Source organism: Xanthobacter sp. SG618 (assembly GCF_012932745.1).
Classification (GTDB): Bacteria; Pseudomonadota; Alphaproteobacteria; order Rhizobiales; family Xanthobacteraceae; genus Xanthobacter; species Xanthobacter flavus.
On record NZ_JABBHL010000001.1, the window covers coordinates 878,051 to 897,908 of the forward strand.

Annotated in this window: 16 protein-coding genes and 1 riboswitch; of the genes, 10 read left to right on the forward strand and 6 right to left on the reverse strand. The window is 68.1% G+C overall.

Features of this window, described 5'->3' with window-relative positions; translation table 11 throughout:
• Positions 1-2 precede the first annotated feature (2 nt).
• Positions 3-137: riboswitch (TPP riboswitch) on the reverse strand.
• A gap of 153 nt (positions 138-290) precedes the next feature.
• Positions 291-1,262: a biotin synthase BioB gene (bioB, locus tag FHT36_RS04135; protein ID WP_169121206.1), complete on the forward strand. Its 972-nt coding sequence runs from the start codon at positions 291-293 to the stop codon at positions 1,260-1,262.
• A 51-nt stretch (positions 1,263-1,313) separates the two neighbouring features.
• Here the strand turns inward: bioB and FHT36_RS04140 are convergent, their stop codons facing one another.
• Positions 1,314-1,595 carry a hypothetical protein gene (locus FHT36_RS04140; RefSeq protein WP_169121207.1) on the reverse strand — a complete coding sequence of 94 codons (282 nt, stop codon included), beginning with the start codon at positions 1,593-1,595 and terminating at the stop codon, positions 1,314-1,316.
• 292 nt (positions 1,596-1,887) lie between these two features.
• On the opposite strand from FHT36_RS04140, the gene FHT36_RS04145 reads away from it, so the two are divergent.
• The 4 genes from FHT36_RS04145 to FHT36_RS04160 all read left to right on the forward strand — a co-directional run bounded on the left by FHT36_RS04145 (position 1,888) and on the right by FHT36_RS04160 (position 5,604).
• A complete protein-coding gene (locus FHT36_RS04145; RefSeq protein ID WP_169121208.1) occupies positions 1,888-2,682 on the forward strand; it encodes a thymidylate synthase in 795 nt (264 codons plus the stop codon).
• A gap of 27 nt (positions 2,683-2,709) precedes the next feature.
• Positions 2,710-3,309, forward strand: a complete 600-nt coding sequence (locus tag FHT36_RS04150) for an alpha/beta fold hydrolase (RefSeq protein WP_169121209.1) — start codon at positions 2,710-2,712, stop codon at positions 3,307-3,309.
• A gap of 195 nt (positions 3,310-3,504) precedes the next feature.
• Positions 3,505-4,617, forward strand: coding sequence for a tellurite resistance TerB family protein (locus tag FHT36_RS04155; protein WP_169121210.1), 1,113 nt, complete (start codon positions 3,505-3,507; stop codon positions 4,615-4,617).
• A 123-nt stretch (positions 4,618-4,740) separates the two neighbouring features.
• The gene (locus FHT36_RS04160) at positions 4,741-5,604 is read left to right on the forward strand and encodes a sulfite oxidase heme-binding subunit YedZ (protein ID WP_169121211.1); all 864 of its coding nucleotides are present in this window, start codon (positions 4,741-4,743) and stop codon (positions 5,602-5,604) included.
• 285 nt (positions 5,605-5,889) lie between these two features.
• Here the strand turns inward: FHT36_RS04160 and FHT36_RS04165 are convergent, their stop codons facing one another.
• From FHT36_RS04165 to FHT36_RS04175, 3 genes are all read right to left on the reverse strand, one after another.
• The gene (locus FHT36_RS04165) at positions 5,890-6,396 is read right to left on the reverse strand and encodes an acetone carboxylase subunit gamma (RefSeq protein ID WP_169121212.1); all 507 of its coding nucleotides are present in this window, start codon (positions 6,394-6,396) and stop codon (positions 5,890-5,892) included.
• Positions 6,397-6,468: 72 nt separating this feature from the next.
• Positions 6,469-8,799, reverse strand: a complete 2,331-nt coding sequence (locus FHT36_RS04170) for a hydantoinase B/oxoprolinase family protein (protein ID WP_169121213.1) — start codon at positions 8,797-8,799, stop codon at positions 6,469-6,471.
• Positions 8,800-8,878: 79 nt separating this feature from the next.
• A complete protein-coding gene (locus FHT36_RS04175; RefSeq protein WP_169121214.1) occupies positions 8,879-11,032 on the reverse strand; it encodes a hydantoinase/oxoprolinase family protein in 2,154 nt (717 codons plus the stop codon).
• Positions 11,033-11,458: 426 nt separating this feature from the next.
• Here FHT36_RS04175 and FHT36_RS04180 point away from each other — a divergent pair, with 426 nt between their 5' ends.
• Complete coding sequence (locus FHT36_RS04180) at positions 11,459-13,348, forward strand: sigma-54-dependent Fis family transcriptional regulator (RefSeq protein ID WP_169121215.1); 1,890 nt, start codon at positions 11,459-11,461, stop codon at positions 13,346-13,348.
• Positions 13,349-13,430: 82 nt separating this feature from the next.
• Positions 13,431-13,982, forward strand: a complete 552-nt coding sequence (locus FHT36_RS04185) for a glutathione peroxidase (protein WP_169121216.1) — start codon at positions 13,431-13,433, stop codon at positions 13,980-13,982.
• Between the two features lie 34 nt (positions 13,983-14,016).
• Here FHT36_RS04185 and FHT36_RS04190 read toward each other — a convergent pair whose 3' ends face one another.
• A complete protein-coding gene (locus FHT36_RS04190) occupies positions 14,017-14,952 on the reverse strand; it encodes an ornithine cyclodeaminase family protein (RefSeq protein WP_169121217.1) in 936 nt (311 codons plus the stop codon).
• A 108-nt stretch (positions 14,953-15,060) separates the two neighbouring features.
• Here FHT36_RS04190 and FHT36_RS04195 point away from each other — a divergent pair, with 108 nt between their 5' ends.
• From FHT36_RS04195 to ligD, 3 genes are all read left to right on the forward strand, one after another.
• Positions 15,061-15,345 (forward strand): hypothetical protein, encoded by a 285-nt coding sequence (locus FHT36_RS04195; RefSeq protein ID WP_169121218.1) that lies wholly within the window; start codon positions 15,061-15,063, stop codon positions 15,343-15,345.
• A gap of 213 nt (positions 15,346-15,558) precedes the next feature.
• Positions 15,559-16,461 (forward strand): Ku protein, encoded by a 903-nt coding sequence (locus FHT36_RS04200; RefSeq protein ID WP_169121219.1) that lies wholly within the window; start codon positions 15,559-15,561, stop codon positions 16,459-16,461.
• A gap of 3 nt (positions 16,462-16,464) precedes the next feature.
• The gene (ligD, locus tag FHT36_RS04205; RefSeq protein ID WP_169121220.1) at positions 16,465-19,041 is read left to right on the forward strand and encodes a DNA ligase D; all 2,577 of its coding nucleotides are present in this window, start codon (positions 16,465-16,467) and stop codon (positions 19,039-19,041) included.
• Positions 19,042-19,054: 13 nt separating this feature from the next.
• Here the strand turns inward: ligD and FHT36_RS04210 are convergent, their stop codons facing one another.
• Positions 19,055-19,852, reverse strand: coding sequence for a Ku protein (locus FHT36_RS04210; RefSeq protein WP_169121221.1), 798 nt, complete (start codon positions 19,850-19,852; stop codon positions 19,055-19,057).
• Between the last annotated feature and the right edge of the window lie 6 nt (positions 19,853-19,858).

The window sequence follows — 19,858 nt, forward strand, 5'->3', positions numbered from 1 at the left end:
GCCGGGAGCACAAGTTCCGATCCCTTCGCCGGTATGACCCGGATCAGGTTCGAAGGGTCATCGCGGCGCCGCGGAAGAGGAAACTTCCGCGAACTTGCGATATCTCAGCCCCTTCCGGGGCCCCCCTTGGAACGGGAACACTGTGATGTATACGAAAGCCCAATGTCAACGCTGCACTGCAGCGAACGCATAGGTCAAGTCACCCATTTGGGAAGGCCGGCGGTATTGGAACGCGCCGCAAACACGACTAGACCGGCCCTCCCACATCGCGCGGAAGCAGGAGCATGGGCATGGCCAAGACTGAGGACGGCACGATCCGCCACGACTGGAGCGTTGACGAGATCGCGGCGCTCATGGACCTGCCCTTGCTGGAACTGGTGGGCCGGGCCAATGCCGTCCACCGCGCCAATCACGACCCCAACGAGGTCCAGCGCGCGAGCCTGCTCTCCATCAAGACCGGCGGATGCCCGGAGGATTGCGCCTATTGCTCCCAGTCCGCCCGCCATGCGGAGGTGGACCTGACGCGGGAGAAGTTCCTCGATCCCGCCTCCGTCGTCGCCCTCGCCGAGCAGGCGCAGGCCAATGGCGCCGAGCGCTTCTGCATGGGCGCGGCGTGGCGCCGGGTGAAGGAAGGGCGCGAGTTCGACGCCGTGCTGGAGATGGTGCGCGGCGTGCGCGGCCTCGGCATGGAAGCCTGCGTCACGCTCGGCATGCTGGAGCCGCATCAGGCCCAGCGCCTCGCCGAGGCGGGGCTCACCGCCTACAATCACAATCTCGATACGGGGCCGGATTTCTACGGCGAGATCGTCACCACCCGCACCTATGCGGACCGGATCGACACCCTCACCTCCGTGCGCGCGGCGGGCATCGAACTGTGCTCCGGCGGCATCATCGGCATGGGCGAGACCATGCGCGACCGCGCCGCCATGCTGCAGGTGCTGGCGGGGTTTGATCCGCATCCCGAAAGCGTGCCGGTGAACGCATTGGTGGCAGTCGAGGGGACCCCCCTCGCCGATCGCCCGCCGGTGGACCCGCTGGAGATCGTGCGGATGGTCGCCACCGCCCGCCTCGTCATGCCCGCCTCGCGGGTGCGCCTCTCGGCCGGACGCGCCGCCCTGAGCCGCGAGGCGCAGATTCTCTGCTTCCTCGCGGGGGCAAATTCGGTGTTCTACGGGGACACGCTGCTCACCACCCCCAATGCCGGCCTCGGCGCGGATGCTGCGCTGTTCGACGCCATCGGCGGCGCCGGCGTGCGGGGGTAGGCGGAAAGACGCAAACGCCCTCTCCCTTCGGCGGGAGAGGGGAAACCTTGATCAGGCCGCGAGTTCGGTCGGGTGCAGGCGCACCCGCTCGTGACCGCGCGGATGGGCGCGCTCACCCTTCACGGTGTGCTCGTCCTTGCAGGGGCGCTGCTGGGCCTTGAGCTGGCGCAGCACCTCGTCGAGCCGGGTGAGGGCATCGCTGGCGGCGTGCTCCTCGCGGCTCGAACCCGCCTCCCAGGCGGCTTCGTTGCGGAAGTCCTCGGCCTGGGCTTCCTGCGCCAGATAGGCGCGAACTTCCATCAGCGCGGCCTTGAGGTTGGTTTGGGAGCTCATGTGTCTTGCCCTTGATCGTCAACTTAAGCGTTCAATGCTGGTCTAATACGGCTACCTCGTGGCGAAAAAGGGGGTCTCCAAGGGTCATACGCAGCGGAAATCACTCACTTTTTCGCCATCAGCCCCCGCCCTGCCACACCTGTCCCAGCGTCAGCCCTGCCATAAGACGCCGGCAACCATGTTCCCGCCCGCATGTGGACGGCGGCCGGCGGGTGCTGGCCGCGTCCGGGCGGGCGGGCTAAAGTCGGACGGCGAAAGCCTTATGGCGCTTGATCTTGGCCGGACATACCTAATGGAAGCTTACCAGCAGCTCCTGCGCCGCATTCTCGACGAGGGCGTGCGCAAGGACGACCGGACCGGCACCGGCACCCTTTCGGTGTTCGGGCACCAGATGCGATTCGATCTGGCGCGCGGCTTCCCCCTGGTGACCACCAAGAAGCTGCACCTGAAATCCATCGTCCACGAGCTTTTGTGGTTCCTCGCCGGCGACACCAACATCCGCTACCTGAAGGAAAACGGCGTCTCCATCTGGGACGAGTGGGCGGACGCCAAGGGCGATCTCGGCCCGGTCTATGGCCACCAGTGGCGCTCCTGGCCGACGCCGGAGGGCGGCGTGATCGACCAGATCGCGCAGGTGGTTTCCGACATCCGCCGCAACCCCGATTCGCGCCGCCTCATCGTCACCGCCTGGAATCCGGCTGATGTGGCGAAGATGGCCCTGCCGCCCTGCCACTGCCTGTTCCAGTTCTACGTGCTTGAGGGCAAGCTGTCCTGCCAGCTCTACCAGCGCTCGGCGGACGTGTTCCTCGGCGTGCCGTTCAACATCGCCTCCTATGCGCTGCTCACCCACATGGTGGCGCAGGTGACGGGGCTCGGCGTCGGCGATTTCGTCCATACGCTGGGCGATGCGCACCTCTATGTGAACCACCTCGATCAGGCCCGCGAGCAGCTCTCCCGCACCCCGCGCGCTTTGCCCTCCTTGCGGCTGAACCCGGCGGTGACCGACATCTTCGCCTTCCGCTACGAGGACATCGAGATCGTGGGCTACGATCCCCACCCAGCCATCAAGGCCCCGGTGGCGGTCTAGCCGCCCGCCACGCCAGCCCCGCAAACCATGATCGAGACGCTGTTCCTGCCCGGCGCAACGGGAGACGCCGCGTTCTGGCAGCCTGTCGCGGCCCGGGCCGAGTGGGACGGCACGTTCTTCTCCTGGCCCGGACTGGGCCGCCAGCCGGCCCGCGCGGACGTGAACAGCATCGATGATCTCGTCGCGCTGGTGGCGGAGCGGATGCGCGAGCCCGTGGCCATCGTCGCCCAGTCCATGGGCGGCTATATCGCGCTGAAGCTGGCGCTCGCCTTCCCCCACCTCGTCCGCACGCTCGTTCTCTGCGTCACCTCCGGCGGGGTCCCGGTGGCCGATCTCGGCGGAGAAGACTGGCGGCCGGACTATTCCGGCGCGTTCCCGGACGCGGCGCGATGGATCGCCGATCCCGTCGAGGACCTGTCCGACCGACTCTCGACGGTCCGCGCGCCGACGCTGCTGCTGTGGGGCGATGCCGATCCCATCAGCCCGGTGGCGGTCGGGGAAAGGCTGGCGCGCCTGCTCCCCGCGTCCCGCCTGTGCATCGTGCCGGGTGCGGGACATGATCTGGCGCAGACGCACGCGGCGGCGGCCGCCGACGAGATCCGGCGTCATCTGATCGCGACTTCGTAAGCGCGCCGGACCGGGCGGGGGCATCTTCGGGCTTGTCCGGGTGCCGGCTTCGTCCTTAGCTCGAACGCGGGCATGGACCTTCCCATGGGCCTTCCCTAGCGTGAGACCGTGCCCGCGGTTGGACTCAATAAGGTGCTAGCAGCCTTGATCGCGGCCGGGCCTTGCGCCTGTGGCGGCACCAACAGGGAGGAAGCCATGGCCGGAACGGGTGATCTTCTGGGACAGCTCATCGGCGCGGCGCTCGGCTCGGGCAGCGTGCGGGGCGGCGGCGCCCAGCAAGGCGGAGGCGGGCTGCCGGGCGGGCTCGGCGACATTCTCGGACAGGTGCTCGGCGGCGGCGGCCAGCGCGGCGGCTCGGGCGGGGCACCTTCGGGACTGCCGGGCGGCCTCGGCGACATCCTCGGGCAGGTGCTCGGCGGCGGTGGCCAGCGTGGCGGCTCGGGCGGGGCGCCTTCGGGCCTGCCGGGTGGCCTCGGCGACATTCTCGGGCAGGTGCTCGGCGGTGGGCGCGGGGCGCCGCAGGGTGGTCCATCGGGCGGCGCCTCGGGCGGCCCCTCCGGCGGGCTGGAAGACATTCTCGGCCAGATTCTGGGCGGTGGCCGCGCAGGCGGGCCGTCCGGCGGCTCCACACAGGGGGGCGGCATGTCTGGCGGCGCGGGGGGCGATCTCGGTGATTTCGCCTCGGATGCCCTCGGTCGTGGCGGCTCGGGCCAGGCCGGCGGCTATACCCCGCCGGAGATGCCCTCCGATTATCGCCAGCCGCAGCCCTCGCCCCAGCCCGGCCACCAGCCGTCCGGCGCGTCGGGCGGTGGCAGCCTGATCAAGTATGGCGGCCTCGCCGTCATCGGGATGCTGGCTTGGAAGGCGCTCCGCAAGTGGCAGGCCGGTTCCGGCGGGCGCTCGGCCTTCTCCTCCGGCACGCCGGACGCGGCCTTCTCCCCCGCCGCCGCGCCGGGGGGCCCGGAAGCCTTCTCCGGCGTGCTGCTCTCGGCCATGGCCGCTGCCGCGCAGGCGGACGGGGAGATCGACGAAGACGAGGTCTCGCGCATCGGCGGCGGGCTGGAGCGCATGGGGGCCGGTTCGCCGGAGCGCGATGCGCTGATCGCCATCCTCACGACCCCGGTCGATCCCAACGAGGTGGTCGCGGCTGCGACGACGCCCGAGGCGGCCCTGCAGATCTACGCGGCTTCCGCCCTCGCCATCCGGCCGGACAACGACGCCGAGCACGCCTATCTGGACTGGCTCGCGGGCGCGCTCGGAATCGATCCCGGCCTCAAGGCGCAGATCGACGGCGAGCTGAACGCCTGAGGCACGCTCGCGTCCCACCTCACGCCATCGTGCAGGAGAGGGCCGTAACGCCGCCGCAGGGGGCGGCGTAAGGGGAAGCAGGCGCCGGGCGGGCGCCTGCACAGCTTTGCCGGAAAGGTCCCGATGCCCCTGTTTCACGAGCGGTCCGGCCGTTTCAGCCCCGAGAAGACCCTGTTCCTCGTCTCCAGCATCCTGCCGGCGGTGTGGCTGGTGGGCCTTGCCGCCAACGGCCAGCTCGGCGCGCGGCCGTGGACCGAGGCAATCCATTTCACCGGCCTGTGGGCCATCCGCTTCCTGGCCGTGACGCTGGCGGTGACACCGCTGCGGCGGCTGTTCAACATGCCCAAGCTCTATTTCGGCCGGCGCATCTTCGGCCTCGTGGCGCTCGGCTATGCGGCGCTGCATCTCACGCTCTACATCATCGATCAGGGCTTCGGCCGCGCGCTCAGCGAGATCGTGCTGCGCATCTATCTCACCATCGGCGCGGTGGCGGTGGCGCTGCTCGTGGCGCTCGGCGCCACCTCCACCGACGGCGCCATCCGGCGGCTCGGCTCGACGCGCTGGAACCGGCTGCACATGGCCGTCTACGCCATCGCCGTGCTGGGCACGGTGCATTTCTTCATGCAGTCGAAGCTGGATGTCACCGAGCCGGTGCTGATGGCCGGCATTTTCCTACTGCTCTTCGCCTTCCGCGTGGCCGGGCGCGGCGGGAAGACCGTGACGCCGCTCCGTATGACCGGCCTCTCGGTGGCCGGGGCGGCGCTCACCGCGGGCGTGGAAATGCTCTGGTATGCTCTGGCGACGCGGGTGGACCCGTGGCTGGTGCTGGATGCCAATTTCACCTTCGACCTCGGCCCCCGCCCGGCCGTGTGGGTGCTGGTCATCGGCCTCGCCGTGGCGGTCCTCGCCGCCATCAACCCGCCCGCCCCCCGCCCCGCCGGCCGCCGCGCGGCGATGACCGGAAATACGGAAGGCGCCGGCGCCTGAAACGGCGAAAGGAAGGGGTGCCCTGAGCCCCCTTCCTCCCGCGTGACGCCGGGCTCCCGGCGAAGAGCCCGGCGAGGCTTGCAAGGGGCTCGACTGCCCCGTCTGCTTGAACGGCCTTACTCCCCTCTCCCCCTGCGGGAGAGGGGTTGGGGGTGAGGGGTATTCTTCCGCTCACCACGCCCCCGCGGCGCTTTGTGCGGTGCCAGCCCCCTCACCCCAGCCCTCTCCCGCGAGGGGAGAGGGCGCGCGAACGGCGAAGTCCGCGCCAGAGCCACGACCCACTCCTCACGCCGCGGCGCGTTCCGGCACCGGCAGGCCGAGCCATTCGGTGTAGAAGGCGTCGATGTCGGGCTCGAAGTCGTGGATCACCGGGTACCAGGGGGTCGGCGCCTCCACGTCATGGAGCGTGCCGCATTCGGGGCAGAAATACTCCCGGATCACCTGCCACGACGGCGTCGGGGCCATGAGGCGGGGATAGATCTCTTCCATCTTCTGCGGCGTGTCGCGGACATGGACGCGGGCGTGAAGCTTCCAATTGTCCTTCCAGTCGCAGAAATCGTGGCCGCACTCGCAGCGCACGGTCCACTTCTTCGAGACCTTCTGCTGCACGATGTAGAGCTTCGGGCCCAGCGGCAGGATGATCTTGTCATCCCACGGCACGCGCTCCTGCAGGATCTCCACATAGGTCACGAACCGCTCAGGGTCCTTCGGGGTGGAGAGCATCTGGTGCAGGGTATCGGGATCGATCTTGCCTTCCACGAGATCGACGATCTTGGCGCGGGTATAGGACATGGTTTCCTCCTGAACATCTTGATTTGCGAAGAAAAGGCGGGCGGCGGCGCGGACCGCCGCCCAGTGGAGGGATCACTCCTCCACGAACTGCACGGTGGTCACGTCCGGCAGCTCGGAGATGTCCATGGAGTAGCGCGAGCCGTAGGTGGGCACGCCGATGTCTTCCTCGTTGAGCACCCAGCTCTCCGGCAGGTCCCAGAAGCTGCGGAACTGCTGCTCGAACCTCGGGCCCAGCTTGAAGGAGGCGGCGAACATCTGCTGCACCTGCGTGCCCGCATCCTTGGCGAGGATCTTCTCGCGCTCGCCCTTCATCCATTCCCGGGTGGGGACGGACTTTGCGATGCGATCCTTGCGGATCTGCGCGCGGGCCGCCTTGGTGGCCGCCTCGTCCACCACCACGAGACCGTCCGCCCCCTTCCTCACCACCACGCCGTAGACATCGCCGGCGAAGCGCTCCAGCACGTAGCCGCCGTTGATGTCGTCGGCCACGGCCTGCGGCTCGCGGTCGAGCGGATCACCGAAGCCGGGGCCGCCGCGCATGTAGTTGAGGTAGAGGTCGTAGTCGGAGAACATCTCCTCGGTGGTGATGGCCTGCTTGTCGCGCTTGATCTGCGCCTTGGGCAGCATCGCGTCCCAGGTGGGGTTCTCCGGGTCCGTGTCGCCGCCGAGCGGGATGTCGGCGCCGGAGGCGATCAGCTCCTTCAGCCCGGTCTTGTGGGCGGCGAAGCGATAGCCGGAGGCGGCGGGATAGCCGCCCATCAGGCCCCAATCGGACGAGATGTGACCATTGCCCATGAAGAACATGGTCCAGTCCTTGGCGTTCCAGACCATGCGCAGGCTCTCGAAGCCGCAGCCGCCGCGATACTTGCCGGAGCCGCCCGAGGAGGCCTTGATCTGCCGGCCGAGATAGATCAGCGGCTCGGCGAGTTCCCAGATCTCCATATCGCCCATGTCGCCTTCCGGGTTCCAGATGGCGGCGGCGTGGGAGAGGCCGTCCTGCACCGCGGTCGCGCCGGTGCCGTTGGCGGCGCACTCGAACGAGTTCACGGCGTGGATCTCGTCATACTGGTTGAAGCCGCCGCCCTGGAGCCAGTTGGAGGTGTTGGCGTTGCCCGCATTCACCTCCTCCAGGTAGCCGCGGCCGAAATAGGAGCGCGACAGGCCGCGCCACAAGGCCGTCCAGGCGGACACCAGGAAGTGCCAGGAATAGGAGAAGGCGACGCGGCGGTCGTCCGGGTTCATCCAGGTGCCCTTGGGCAGGCGGAACTCGGTGCCGTAGGCCGCGCCGTCGTTGATCATCTCCGAGGGGATGAGCGTCTGGGTCATCATCACCCAGATGCCGGAGGTGAAGCTCACCTGATGGGCATTGTAGGTGTGCCAGCCCCACCGGCTCGACCCCTCGAAATCCAGCCGCCAGGTGCCGTCCTTGCGGATGGTCATCTCGCAGGGGGCGTGCATGATGGTGTCGAGCTTGGCGAAGTCGGAGGGCACCCGCACGTCCTCATGGGCGTAGGGCACGTCCACGAAGCCCACCTGCCGGTAGGTGCCGGGGATGGTCATGGCCTTGATGCGGGCCTGAAGGCCGAGACGGCCATGCTCCACCGCCTCATAGGCGAACTTCCAGTAGGCCTCGATGCCTTCTTCCGAGACCACCTCTTCCACCAGCTTGCGGATCATGTGGCAGCCGGCGATGCGGGTGCGCTCGTCCAGCATCCAGTAGCGGGTGGTGCGCACCATGCGCTGGCTCTCGTGCAGCCAGTCGCGGAACAGCTCGTCATTGGCGCCCACCTTGCGGCAGGTGATGGAATAGCCGTCGCCGAAGCGCTGCACCTGCCCCGTGGCCATGGAGCCCGGCCCCACCGCGCCGGTGTCGATGACGTGGGTGACGCCGCCCACCCAGCCGATCAGCTCGCCCTCCCAGAAGATGGGGACGATGGTGTGGATGTCGCAGGGGTGGACGTTACCGATCAGACTGTCGTTGTTGCAGAAGATGTCCTTGTCGTGGACGCCGGGATTGGCCTCCCAATTGTTCTCGATCATGTATTTGATGGCCGCACCCATGGTTCCCACATGGATGATGATGCCGGTGGAGGTGAGAAGGCTGTCGCCCGCCGCATTGTAGAGGGTGAAGCACAATTCGCCCTCCTGCTCCACGATGGGAGAGGCAGCGATCTTCTTGGCGGTCTCGCGGGCATCCACCACGCCGGCGCGCAGGCGGGAGAACAGCTTGTTGTAAAGGATGGGCTCGCTCTCGCGGAGCTCCAGCTTCTTCAGGCCGGCATAGTGCCCGGTGGCCTTGGTGGCGGTCATCAGCCGGTCGCGATGCTCTTTGAGCGTCTCGCCGCCACGGACGATGCCGCGGGTGGCGCCCTGAAGGCTGGTCTGCTTGACGTTGACGTTCATGGGTTCGTTTCCTCTTGAGATTGTTTGGGTTTGCTCCCCTCTCCCCGTGCGGGAGAGGGGGCATGACGGAGCCCTGCCCTCACACCTCCTTCAGGTGGAAGAGCCGATGCCCGTCGAGCCAGGTCTCGAAGCCGTCGGGCACCACGAAGGTGGTGGCGTCGGATTCGATGATGGCGGGGCCCATGACGCGGTTGCCGGGGCGCAGCGCTTCCATCTTGTAGAGCTGCGCATCCACCCACTTCTTCTTGCGATAAAACTTGCGGGTGCCGATCTTTGCTTCCTCCGGCGGGGTCTCGCCCTCTTCCGGCTCCTTCGGGATGCGGGGCTTGGGGATCGGCACCATGCCGCGCATGATGGCGCCGGTGACCGAATAGCCCAGCTCCGGCGAGCGGGCGGAAGCCGCATAGACGCGGCCATAGGTGGCGTTGAAGGCGTCGGTGAGCTGGTCCCAGTCCCCCGCGGTGGCGGCGGAGGCCATGGGGCTCTCGATCTCCAGATCGTTGAGCTGCCCGCGATACTGCATGCGGTAGCCGGGCTGGAGCGTCACCTGGTCGGCCGAATAGCCGTTCAGCTTGAACTCCTCCAGCACGTTGTGGGTGAGTTCTTCCCACGCCGCCTGAAGCGTCTCGACCGCCTTCACCTTGTCCGCCTCGGGGGCGTCCGGCGGCATGTTGATGTCGAGGGACTTGTCGTAGCGATACTCGAAGTCCGCCGCCGCGCAGCCGAAGGCGGAGAAGCCGGCGGCCCAGGCGGGCACGATCACGTCCTCGAAGCCGAGGCCTTCCGTATAGCCGTAGGTGTGGACCGGCCCCGCGCCGCCATAGGAGAAGCAGACGAAGCTCTGGGGCGAATAGCCCTTGCCCGAGATCATGGAGCGCAGGTAATCGCGCAGATCGGAGTCCAGAAGCTCGATGATGCCGGCCGCCGCATCTTCCACGGAGAGGCCGAGCTTGTCGGCGATCTGCACCTTGATGGCATCCACCGAGCGCTGCCGGTCGAGCTTCACTGCGCCGCCGAGGAAGTTGTCGGGGTTGAGATAGCCGAGCACCATGTGGCAGTCGGAGATGGTGACGGTCTCGATGCCGCTCTCCTTCCAGCACACGCCCACCCGGTAGCCGGCCGAATCCGGGCCGAGCTTGATGGCGCGGGTGTAGGGATCGAGCCGGATGAAGGAGCCGGCGCCGGCTCCCACCGAATCCATCGCCACCAGCGGCAGCGAAAGCACGAGCCGGGCCATGTCCGGGTCGTTCTTGATGGTCATCTCGCCCTGGGTGATGAGCGCCACGTCGAACGAGGTGCCGCCGATATCAGAGCAGGCGATGTTCTTGTAGCCCAGCACCTCGCCGAGATACTTGGCGCCGATCACGCCGCCGATGGGGCCGGAGACGATGGTGCGGGCCAGCTCCTTCGCCTTCCAGGAGATGGTGCCGCCATGGGTCGCCATCACGCGGAAGTCGAACTTGGTGCCGCGCTCCTTGAAGGCGTTGGAGATCTTGGAGAGCGTCTGGCGCGAGGGCTCGGCGGCATAGCCTTCGAGGATGGTGGTGTTGGTGCGGTGGGTTTCCTTGCGCACCGGATAGTAATCGGCCGAGGCGAAGACCGGGATCTTCTTGCCGCTCTTCTCCACTTCCTCGGTCACGATATCGCGCACGCGGCGCTCGTTCACCGGGTTCTTGTAGGAGTGCATCAGCGAGATGACGATGCCTTCCACGTCGGCGGCGATGAGGTCGCGGGCCGCCTCGCGGGCGCTCTCCTCGCGCAGCGGGATCACCTGCGTGCCCATCATGTCCGTGCGCTCGATGACGCCGCGGGTGAGCTGGCGGGGCACGAGCGGCGGGTCGTAGCGGTGGGTGTTGAGGTGGATGCGGTCCTCATAGGCATAGCCGAGGTGGCTCTGCACCGCGCGGCCCATGCGGTGGAAATCCTCCATGCCGCGATTGACGATGAGGCCGCACTTCAGCCCCTTGCGCTGGACCACGCGATTGAGCATCGCGGTGCCGGAATAGACGCCCGTCTGGAGCTGGGCGAGGGCCTCGTGGAGCGACATGCCCCAGTTGGCGAGCCCGTCTTCAGAGGAAGCGATGAGGCCGAGGGCCTCGTTCTGCGGCGTGGACTGGGCCTTGCCGACGACGAAGTCGCCGTCCTGGTCCACGAAGAAGGTGTCCGTCATGGTGCCGCCGGCATCGATGCCGAGCACCTGGACGCTGCGCAGGTTTCCCACGGGAACGTTCACGCTCGTTTCCTCCCTGTCTTGCCGGCGTTGGCTTTTGGGTGCCGGCTCGCAGCATCAGGGGCAGGATGCGTGCCAATGCGGCTAGACTGTATAAATTCGAGGATTCTCCTGATATTTGTGCAACGCATCATGTAATATGGAAGTCTTCGACTGTCCGATTTCCGGACACTTGTTGTCCGCCGCCCGATCGTTTCAGACGACGACTGCCGCTTGGCGACCAGCCGGACTTGCGAGAGGCATGAAAGTGCGCGTATTCTCCGGCCAAAGCCGCCGCCGCCGGCCTCGATGCCGGCGGTCAGAATGCGGCATATCAGGGAGTGAACCCGCCTGCGGGCACTTCGGCCACCGGCCGGGGCGGCGCGCCGGCCAATGGCTCAGGCGGCGCAAACGGGAACGCCGCGCCGCCCGGCCCGGAGGGCAGAGCTGGTGCCACATCGCGAGATTGCGCGCGCCTGGGAGGCGTTTCACCAGGACGGCGCCGCCTCCGCCGTCATCCGCCCGGCGGTGATGGCGTCCTGGCAGCGCTCCCGCCTCCATCTCATCGCCGCCGACCGCGCGGCTGCTCCTCTGGTCAGTGAGGCGGAGCTGTTCCGCCGCCGCCACCAGAACAACCGCCTCGTCACCGCCGCCCGCCCGGCCATGGAGGAGGCGCGCCACCTCCTCTCCGACGCACACTCCATGCTCATCCTCTCCGACCCGGACGGCACGATCCTGGAGGCGGAGGGGGATGCCCGCGCCCTCGACACCGGGCAGGAGGTGAAGCTCCAGCAGGGCGGCCTGTGGTGCGAGGCCGAGATCGGCACCAACGCCATCGGCACCGCGCTCGCCTGCGGGCGGCCTGTGCAGATCCACGCCGCCGAGCATTTCTGCGCCCCTGTCCAGCGCTGGACCTGCGCAGCGGCCCCCGTGCGCCATCCCCTCGACCGGGAGATCATCGGCGCGGTGGACATTTCCGGCTCCACCGACACCTTCAACCCGCAGAACCTCGCCCATGCGGTGGCCCTCGCCCACCAGATCGAGGCGGTGCTGGGCAGGCGGATGGAGATGGAGCACGAGCAGGTGCTGCGCCATTTCCTCTCCAAGCGCTCGCTCTGGCTCACCGAGGAGATCCTCGCCTTCGGCCGCTCCGGCGCGCTCATCTATTCCACCGACCGCGCGCTGAAGGAGGCCGCCCGGCGCTCCGACCGCCTCATCACCGACGGCCGCCTTACCGCCTTGAAGGACGTGACGCCGGACGCCTGGGCCGCGCGCATCGCCCAGCTGCTGCCCGGCGCCAGCGTGGAGATCGTGCGGGAGGATGGCGAGGAGATCGGCGGCGTGGTGGTGCTCCACGCCGCCCGCAGGCCCAAATCCGCTCCCCGCGATCCCGGTCGAGAGCTGGAGCCCCTCGCCTTCGACGCCATCATCGGCGAGAGCGCGATCATGCAGGAGGTGAAGGCCAAGGCCCGCCGCATGGCGGAGAGCGGTCTGCCCATTCTGCTGGAAGGCGAGACCGGCGTGGGCAAGGAGGTGTTCGCCCGCGCCATCCACGGTGCGCGCGCCCCCGCCGGCCCCTTCGTGCCGCTCAATTGCGGCGGCCTCCCGCGCGATCTCATCGCCAGCGAGCTGTTCGGCTACGAGAAGGGCGCCTTCACCGGCGCCGACACCTCGGGCAAGCAGGGCAAGGTGGAGGCGGCGGACGGTGGCCTGCTCTGCCTCGACGAGATCGGCGAGATGCCGCTGGAGCTGCAATCCTACCTGCTGCGCGTGCTCGAAGACGGCGTGGTCTATCGCGTCGGCGGCCACACCGGGCGGCGGGTGGATCTGCGCCTCGTCTCCATGACCAATCGCGACCTTACCGGCGAGGTGGCGGCGGGGCGCTTCCGCAAGGACCTGTTCTATCGTATCGCCGCGCTGCGCCTGCGCATTCCGCCCCTGCGCGAGCGGGGCGAGGACGTGCTGCTGCTACTCGATCATATCGGCCGCAGCGCCGCCGCCCGCGCCGGCCTTCCCGCCCCGCGCTTCACGGAAGCCGCCCGTGCGGCGCTGGCGGCCTATTCCTGGCCCGGCAATGTGCGCGAGCTGCGCAACGTGGTGGAGATGCTGATCGCCATGGGCAGCGCCGACGCGCCCATCGATGTGGGCGACCTGCCGCCAGAAATCGCCACAGCGGCCGTGGCCGCGCCCGCCGCCACCGATCTGCGCACCGTGGAGGAAGCCGCCATCCGCGCCGCGGTGGAGGCCTGCGGCGGCAACCTCACCCGTGCCGCCCGCCGCCTCGGCATCGCCCGCTCCACCCTCTACATGCGCCTTGCGGCTCTGGAGCGCGACGCCTGACCACCTGACGCCGCGTGATCTGCGCAGGTAACGGAGGGCGTGCTAGCCTGCGTGCCGACGCAACGCATCCCGGCAGGCTCTCATGTCCCAGACGCTGTTCGACATCCCCCTGAAGCGCATCGACGGCACGCCGGCGACGCTCGGTGAATTCAGCGGCAAGGTCCTCCTCGTGGTCAACGTCGCCTCCAAATGCGGGCTCACCCCGCAATATGCGGCGCTGGAAAAGCTGTATGAGGCGCGCAAAGACCAGGGGCTCGAAATCCTCGGCTTTCCCGCCAATGATTTCGCAGGTCAGGAGCCCGGCACCGAAAGCGAGATCGCCAGCTTCTGCAGCCTGACCTACGGCGTCACCTTCCCCATGTTCGAAAAGATCTCGGTGACGGGCGCCACCCGCCATCCGCTCTATGACGCGCTGGTGGCGGCCCGGCCCGAGGCCGAGGGCGCGGAGGCCATGCGCGCGCTCCTGTCCAGCCGCGGCCGCTCCGCCCCCGCCACGTCCGACGTGATCTGGAACTTCGAGAAGTTCGTGGTGGGCCGCGACGGCCGCGTCGTCGCCCGCTTCGCGCCGAACGTGGCACCCGACGACGAGCGCGTCTCACAGGCGCTCGACGCCGCGCTCTCGGCGGCCGGCTGATCTCCGGCCCGGCGCATGTCGCGGGGTGGCGGGACTACTTCCCCGCCACCAGCTCCGCCGCCACCAGATCCTCGATGGACGCGCCCACGGACTTGAACAGCGTGATCGCCTTGGGGTCCGTGCGCCCCTCCTTCGTGCCGGCGCACAGCTCGTAGAGGTCCGCCTTCACCTGATCGGTAGACCACACCCCCGCCGCCACCGGCAGCAGCAGGTCGCCGGCCTCGCCGAGGGCGCCGGCATAGGTGTCCACATAGACATCGCTGGCGCGGATGAGGGCGTCGTCGCTCTCGCGCATGGTGGGGGTGAAGGCACCCACGAGATCCACATGGGTGCCGGGCTTCACATCCTGCCCCAGCACCAGCGGATCGTTGGAGGTGGTGGCGCTGGTGACGATATCGGCGGCGGCAACGGCGGCGGAGAGATCGCTCACCGGCTCCGCCGGAAGGCCCAGCGCCGCGAGGTTGGCCGCCATGGCGGCGGCGCGCTCGGATGATCGGCCCCACACCAGCACGCGGCGGATGGGCCGCACGGCGCAATGGCCCTGCGCCAGCTGGAATGCGAGATTGCCGGTGCCCACCAAGGTGAGCGTCTCGCTGTCCATGCGCGAGAGGAAGGTGGAGGCCAGCGCCGAGGTCGCCGCCGTGCGCCGGTTGGTGAGCGCATCGGCCTCGATGATGGCGGTGGGAATGCCGGTGGAGCCATCGAACAGGGCATAGACGCCATGCACCGCGCCGAGCCCGCGCGCGCCGTTGGTGGGGAACACGTTCACCAGCTTGACGCCGAATACCTGGCCGGGCCGCCAGGCGGGCATGGTGAGAAGGCGGCCGGGGGTCTCCTCATTGCCCACATGGTGGACGCCGCGCACCGGCGATTCCACCTGCGCCGCGGCGAAGGCCGCCTGCAGCGCCGGCACCAGACGCTCATAGGTCAGCGCCGCCTCGACCTCGCCCGCATCGTAGAACGCGACCATCCCGCCTCTCCTTCCGGAAACATCTTCTAGAGCATGCGCGGCACGGCGCCGCAACGCCACGGAACCAAAGGGCCGCGCGACAACTTGGTTCTGCAAAGGAGACCACCGATGCAACACGATGCAGCAAGCAGCGGAAGCATCCGCCATTTTCTCCATCAGGCCGGCAACTTCTTCCAGGCGCCGCCGGGCTCCGAGCCGATCCTGGAGTGGCGCACGCAGGCGCCGGGAACCGAAATGCTGGTGTGCGACGGCATGCCCATCGCCCGCCTCGATTGCCACGACCGTCGCTGGACATGGCGCGTGCTGGACGACGCCTCCGCCCCCATCCGTGCGGGCTCCGAGGCCGAGGCCCGGCTGCTGGCGCTCTTCTATGCCCGGCGGCTGCACGGGTGAGGCTCTCTCTCACCTCCGTCATCCCCCGGCTTGTCCGGGGGATCCACGGTTCGGCCGGGTCTGCCCCGCCTTCTGAAGCACCGTTTTGGCGGCGAAGTGGATGCCCCGGACAAGCCGGGGCATGACGGCGAAAGGAACCGATTTCCCTTGCCCGCACATCCGCGCGGGTGTGCTGTGAGCGGCGTTGAGAGAACGGCTGCAACGAGGGGCGAGATGGCGCCACGGGCGAGCTGGAAGGGATTTCTCACGGTCGGCGCGCTGAGCTGCGCCGTCGGCCTTTACGCGGCCGCGTCCACCTCCGAGCGCATCAGCCTGCACATGCTGAGCCGCAAGAGCGGCCATCGGCTGCGCCGGCAATATGTGGACGAGGAGACCGGCAAGCCTGTCGAGAACGAAGATCAGGTGCGCGGCTACGAGGTCTCCAAGGGCGAATACATCACCATCGAGCCCGAAGAGGCGGCCGCCGTGCTGCCCGACAACGACAAGACCATTTCCATCGACGCCTTCCTGCCGTGCGACGGCATCGACACGGTGTATCTCGACCGCCCCTATTTCCTTGCCCCCGTGGACGAGGCCGCCGCCGAAGTCTTCGACCTGCTGAAGCGCGGAATGGCGGCGCAGAAGGTGGCGGCGCTGGGCGAGGCCCTGCTGTTCCGCCGCGTGCGCAAGCTGCTCATCCGCCCCTCGGGAGAGAGCGGCGCGCTCCTCGCCTCCACCCTCTCCTTCGATTACGAGGTGCGCTCGGCGGAAGAAGCCTTCGCCGAGGTGCCGGACGTGAAGATCACCGGCGAGATGCGGGAGCTGGCCACCCACATCATCAAGACCAAGGCGGGCACATTCGATCCCGAAGCCTATCAGGACCGCTACGAGACCGCTCTCGCCGAGCTGGTGCGCGCCAAGATGGAGGGCAAGCCTTTGCCCAAGGCGGCACCGCGCAAGGAAGAGAAGGTGGTGGACCTGCTCGCCGCCCTGCGCGCCAGCGCGAAGGCCTCCGGCGGGGACCGCGCGGGCAAAAAGGCGTCCGCCAAAGCCGGCAAGGCCGCCGCCAAGGCGCCCGCCAAAAAGCCGGCCGCGAAGCCCGCCACCGCCCGCAAATCCACGCGCAAGGCCAGCTGATCCATGGCCGACCTGCAACGCTACCGCGCCAAGCGCGACTTCGCCGCCACCCCAGAGCCCTCAGGAGCGGCCCGGCGCAAGGGGAAGAGCGAGGCGGCGCGGCCGGAAGGGTCGTTCGTCATCCAGAAACATGCGGCTCGGCGCCTGCACTATGATTTCCGGCTGGAGATGGACGGGGTGCTGAAGAGCTGGGCCGTCACCCGCGGCCCCAGCCTTGTGCCCGGCGAGAAGCGCCTCGCCGTGCATGTGGAGGACCACCCGCTCGACTACGGCGGCTTCGAGGGCACAATCCCCAAGGGCCAGTATGGCGGCGGCAGCGTGATCATCTGGGATCGCGGCACCTGGACCCCCATCGGCGATCCGCACAAGGCCTATGCCAAGGGCCACATGGAATTCACCCTCGACGGCGAAAAGCTCCACGGCCGCTGGCATCTGGTGCGCATGGCCTCGCGCGGCAGGGAGAAGAACGACAACTGGCTGCTCATCAAGGCCGAGGACGCATTCGCCCGCCCCGAGGGCGCGCCGGATATCCTTGAGGAGGAGCCGCTGTCGGTCGTCTCCGGCCGGGACGTGGACGCCCTTTCGGCCGATGATCCGCCGCCGAAAAAGCGCGCTGCCAAGGCTGGGGCGACACGCGCGAAGAAGGCCGCGCAGAAGTCCCCCACCCCGCCCGCTGACGATCCCCCGCCCCATGACACGACGGGGACCACCGGCACCCCGCTCACCCCGCCCAAGGGAGCGAAGACCGCCCCCCTCCCCGCCTTCGTACCCCCTGCCCTCGCCACTCTGGCGACGAAGGCGCCGGCCGGCACGCGCTACCTCCATGAGATCAAGTTCGACGGCTACCGCATCCAGGCGCGGGTGGAAAACGCCAAGGTGCGCCTCCTCACCCGCACCGGACTCGACTGGACGGACAGGTTCGGCACCGGCATCCCTGCCGAACTCAACCGATTCCCCATCCGAACCGCGCTTTTCGACGGTGAAATCGTCGTGGAATCCGGCAATGGCGCCACGGATTTCTCTGCCCTTCAGGCCGACCTTTCGGAGGGGCGTAGCGACCGCTTCGTCTATTATGTCTTCGATCTTCTTCACCTCGACGGCCACGATCTGACACCCCTTCCCCTCAAGGATCGCAAGGACTTGCTGGAAAAACTCGTGGGACAGGACGGGGACAAGGTGCGCTACAGCGCGCATTTCGAGGACGACGGCGCCCTCGTCCTGCGCCACGCCTGCCGCCTGAGCTTGGAAGGGGTGGTATCGAAGCTGAAATCCGCCCCCTACCACAGCGGCCGAACGCGCGACTGGATCAAGTCCAAGTGCCTGGAACGACAGGAGTTTGTGGTGGGCGGCTTCGTCCCCTCCACCACCTCGCGCACCGCCATCGGCTCGCTGGTGCTGGGAGTGTTCGAGGACGGCAAGCTGCGCTATGTGGGGCGGGTCGGAACCGGCTTCACCCAGCGCGTCGCGGCCGATCTCCACAAGCTCTTAGCCCCTGAAAAGACTGATATTTCCCCCTTCTCCGGCAAGCTCACGGCGGAGGAAGCGCGGGGCGTCACCTTCGTCGAGCCGCTGCATGTGGCGGAGGTGGAATTCGGCGCCTGGACCGGCGACGGCCACCTGCGCCACGCCGCCTTCCGCGGCCTCAGGGAGGACAAGCCGGCGACCGAGATCGTGCGAGAAAGTCATTCTGAACCAAAGGCTTATGACCCACCCGCTCCGAAGCGCCGGGTGCGCCTCACCCATCCGGACCGGGTCTACTGGCCGGATGTCGGCCTCACCAAGGAGGGGCTGGCGGATTACTACGCGCAGGTCTGGCGCTTCATGGCCCCCTTCGTCACAGGCCGCCCTCTGGCGCTGGTGCGCTGCCCGGAAGGCATTGACGGTCAACGCTTTTTCCAGAAGCACCCGTGGAAGGGACTAGACAAGAACATCCTCCAGGTCCCCGATCCCAAGGCGAAGGACGAAGCTCCCTACCTCGCCATCCGCGACCTCGACGGGCTCACAGCCCTGGTCCAGGGCGCGGCCTTGGAGATCCACCCCTTCGGCGCCACGCTCGCGGACTGGGATCGGCCCGACCTCCTCACCATGGACCTCGATCCGGGCGACGACATGCCCTGGCGGGACGTGATTTCCGCCGCCGAGGAGGTGCGCGAACGAATTGAGAAGAAAGGACTTTCCGCCTTCCTCAAGACATCGGGCGGCAAGGGCCTGCACATCTGCGCGCCCCTCACCCCCAAGGCCGACTGGGCTCAGCTGAAGGCCTTCACCAAGGCGATGGCGGAAGAGATGGCAGCCGACAGCCCGGACCGCTTCGTCGCCACCATCACCAAATCCAAGCGCAAGGGCCGGATCCTGGTGGACTACCTGCGCAACCAGCGCGGGGCGACGGCGGTCGCGCCTTATTCCACAAGGGCGTGGCCGGGGGCGCCGGTGTCCATGCCGTTGGCCTGGGATGAGCTGGGCGAGGCTATCGGCCCGCAGCATTTCAATGTCGGCAATTCCTTGGCAAGGCTGATGAATCTCGGCCACGACCCGTGGGGAGACTTCCAGGCGGCCGCGGTGCCGCTGCCGGGCGCGTGAAGCGGGCCGCGCCCTATTTGCGCTTGCCTTTCTCGGTGGAGAGGCTGCGGCGCAGGGCATCCATGATGCTCACCACATTGCCCCCCGTCGGCTCCTCTGCGGCGGCCTTGGTTGCCTTCTTCGGGCGCTTCTTGCGCTTGGAGGCGATGAGATCGATGAGCCCGTCCTGCACTGGGTCGTGCACCATATCGGGCTCAAACGCCTGGGTTCGCTCGGAAATCAGCTTCTTCACGAGGGTGAGCGTCGCCTTGTCCGGCGCTTCCTCCGCCTCCGGCGCACCATCGAAATGGCGCACCTCGTCGCCGTAGCGCAGGGTCCACAGAATGAGCCCGCGCCCGCGCGGCTCCAGCATCACGCCTCGCTCGCGGCGATACATGACAAGGCGCGAGAGCGCCGCCGTCTTCGTCTCCTCCATGGCGGAGCGGATCACCGCGAAGGCTTCCGCGCCCACCTCGTCGTCGGGCACGAGATAGTGCGGCTTGTCCAGATAGACCCAGCCGATGCTGTCCCGCGCCACGAAGCTCTCGATGTCGATCGTGCGGGTCGTCTCCAGCGCGACGTCGTCGAGTTCTTCATCCTCCACAAGGACATAGCTGTCGTCGCCGGTCTGGTAGCCGCGAGCCTCGTCCTCCTCGGAAACCGGCTTGCCGGAGACTTCGTCCACATAGCGGGAGACGATGCGATTGCCCGTCGCCCGGTTCAGGGTGTGGAAGCGCACTTTCTCCCGCTCCGAGGTGGCCGGCGTCATGGCCACCCGGCACGTCACGAGGGAGAGCTTCAGATAGCCCTTCCAGAAGGCACGCGGCGCCATGACCGG

Excerpts from the sequence above, each read along its gene's own strand:
- bioB (WP_169121206.1), top strand. The coding sequence starts at position 291 with ATGGCCAAGACTGAGGACGGCACGATCCGCCACGACTGGAGCGTTGAC.
- FHT36_RS04140 (WP_169121207.1), bottom strand. The coding sequence starts at position 1,595 with ATGAGCTCCCAAACCAACCTCAAGGCCGCGCTGATGGAAGTTCGCGCC.
- FHT36_RS04145 (WP_169121208.1), top strand. The coding sequence starts at position 1,888 with ATGGAAGCTTACCAGCAGCTCCTGCGCCGCATTCTCGACGAGGGCGTG.
- FHT36_RS04150 (WP_169121209.1), top strand. The coding sequence starts at position 2,710 with ATGATCGAGACGCTGTTCCTGCCCGGCGCAACGGGAGACGCCGCGTTC.
- FHT36_RS04155 (WP_169121210.1), top strand. The coding sequence starts at position 3,505 with ATGGCCGGAACGGGTGATCTTCTGGGACAGCTCATCGGCGCGGCGCTC.
- FHT36_RS04160 (WP_169121211.1), top strand. The coding sequence starts at position 4,741 with ATGCCCCTGTTTCACGAGCGGTCCGGCCGTTTCAGCCCCGAGAAGACC.
- FHT36_RS04165 (WP_169121212.1), bottom strand. The coding sequence starts at position 6,396 with ATGTCCTATACCCGCGCCAAGATCGTCGATCTCGTGGAAGGCAAGATC.
- FHT36_RS04170 (WP_169121213.1), bottom strand. The coding sequence starts at position 8,799 with ATGAACGTCAACGTCAAGCAGACCAGCCTTCAGGGCGCCACCCGCGGC.
- FHT36_RS04185 (WP_169121216.1), top strand. The coding sequence starts at position 13,431 with ATGTCCCAGACGCTGTTCGACATCCCCCTGAAGCGCATCGACGGCACG.
- FHT36_RS04190 (WP_169121217.1), bottom strand. The coding sequence starts at position 14,952 with ATGGTCGCGTTCTACGATGCGGGCGAGGTCGAGGCGGCGCTGACCTAT.
- FHT36_RS04195 (WP_169121218.1), top strand. The coding sequence starts at position 15,061 with ATGCAACACGATGCAGCAAGCAGCGGAAGCATCCGCCATTTTCTCCAT.
- FHT36_RS04200 (WP_169121219.1), top strand. The coding sequence starts at position 15,559 with ATGGCGCCACGGGCGAGCTGGAAGGGATTTCTCACGGTCGGCGCGCTG.
- ligD (WP_169121220.1), top strand. The coding sequence starts at position 16,465 with ATGGCCGACCTGCAACGCTACCGCGCCAAGCGCGACTTCGCCGCCACC.
- FHT36_RS04210 (WP_169121221.1), bottom strand. The coding sequence starts at position 19,852 with ATGGCGCCGCGTGCCTTCTGGAAGGGCTATCTGAAGCTCTCCCTCGTG.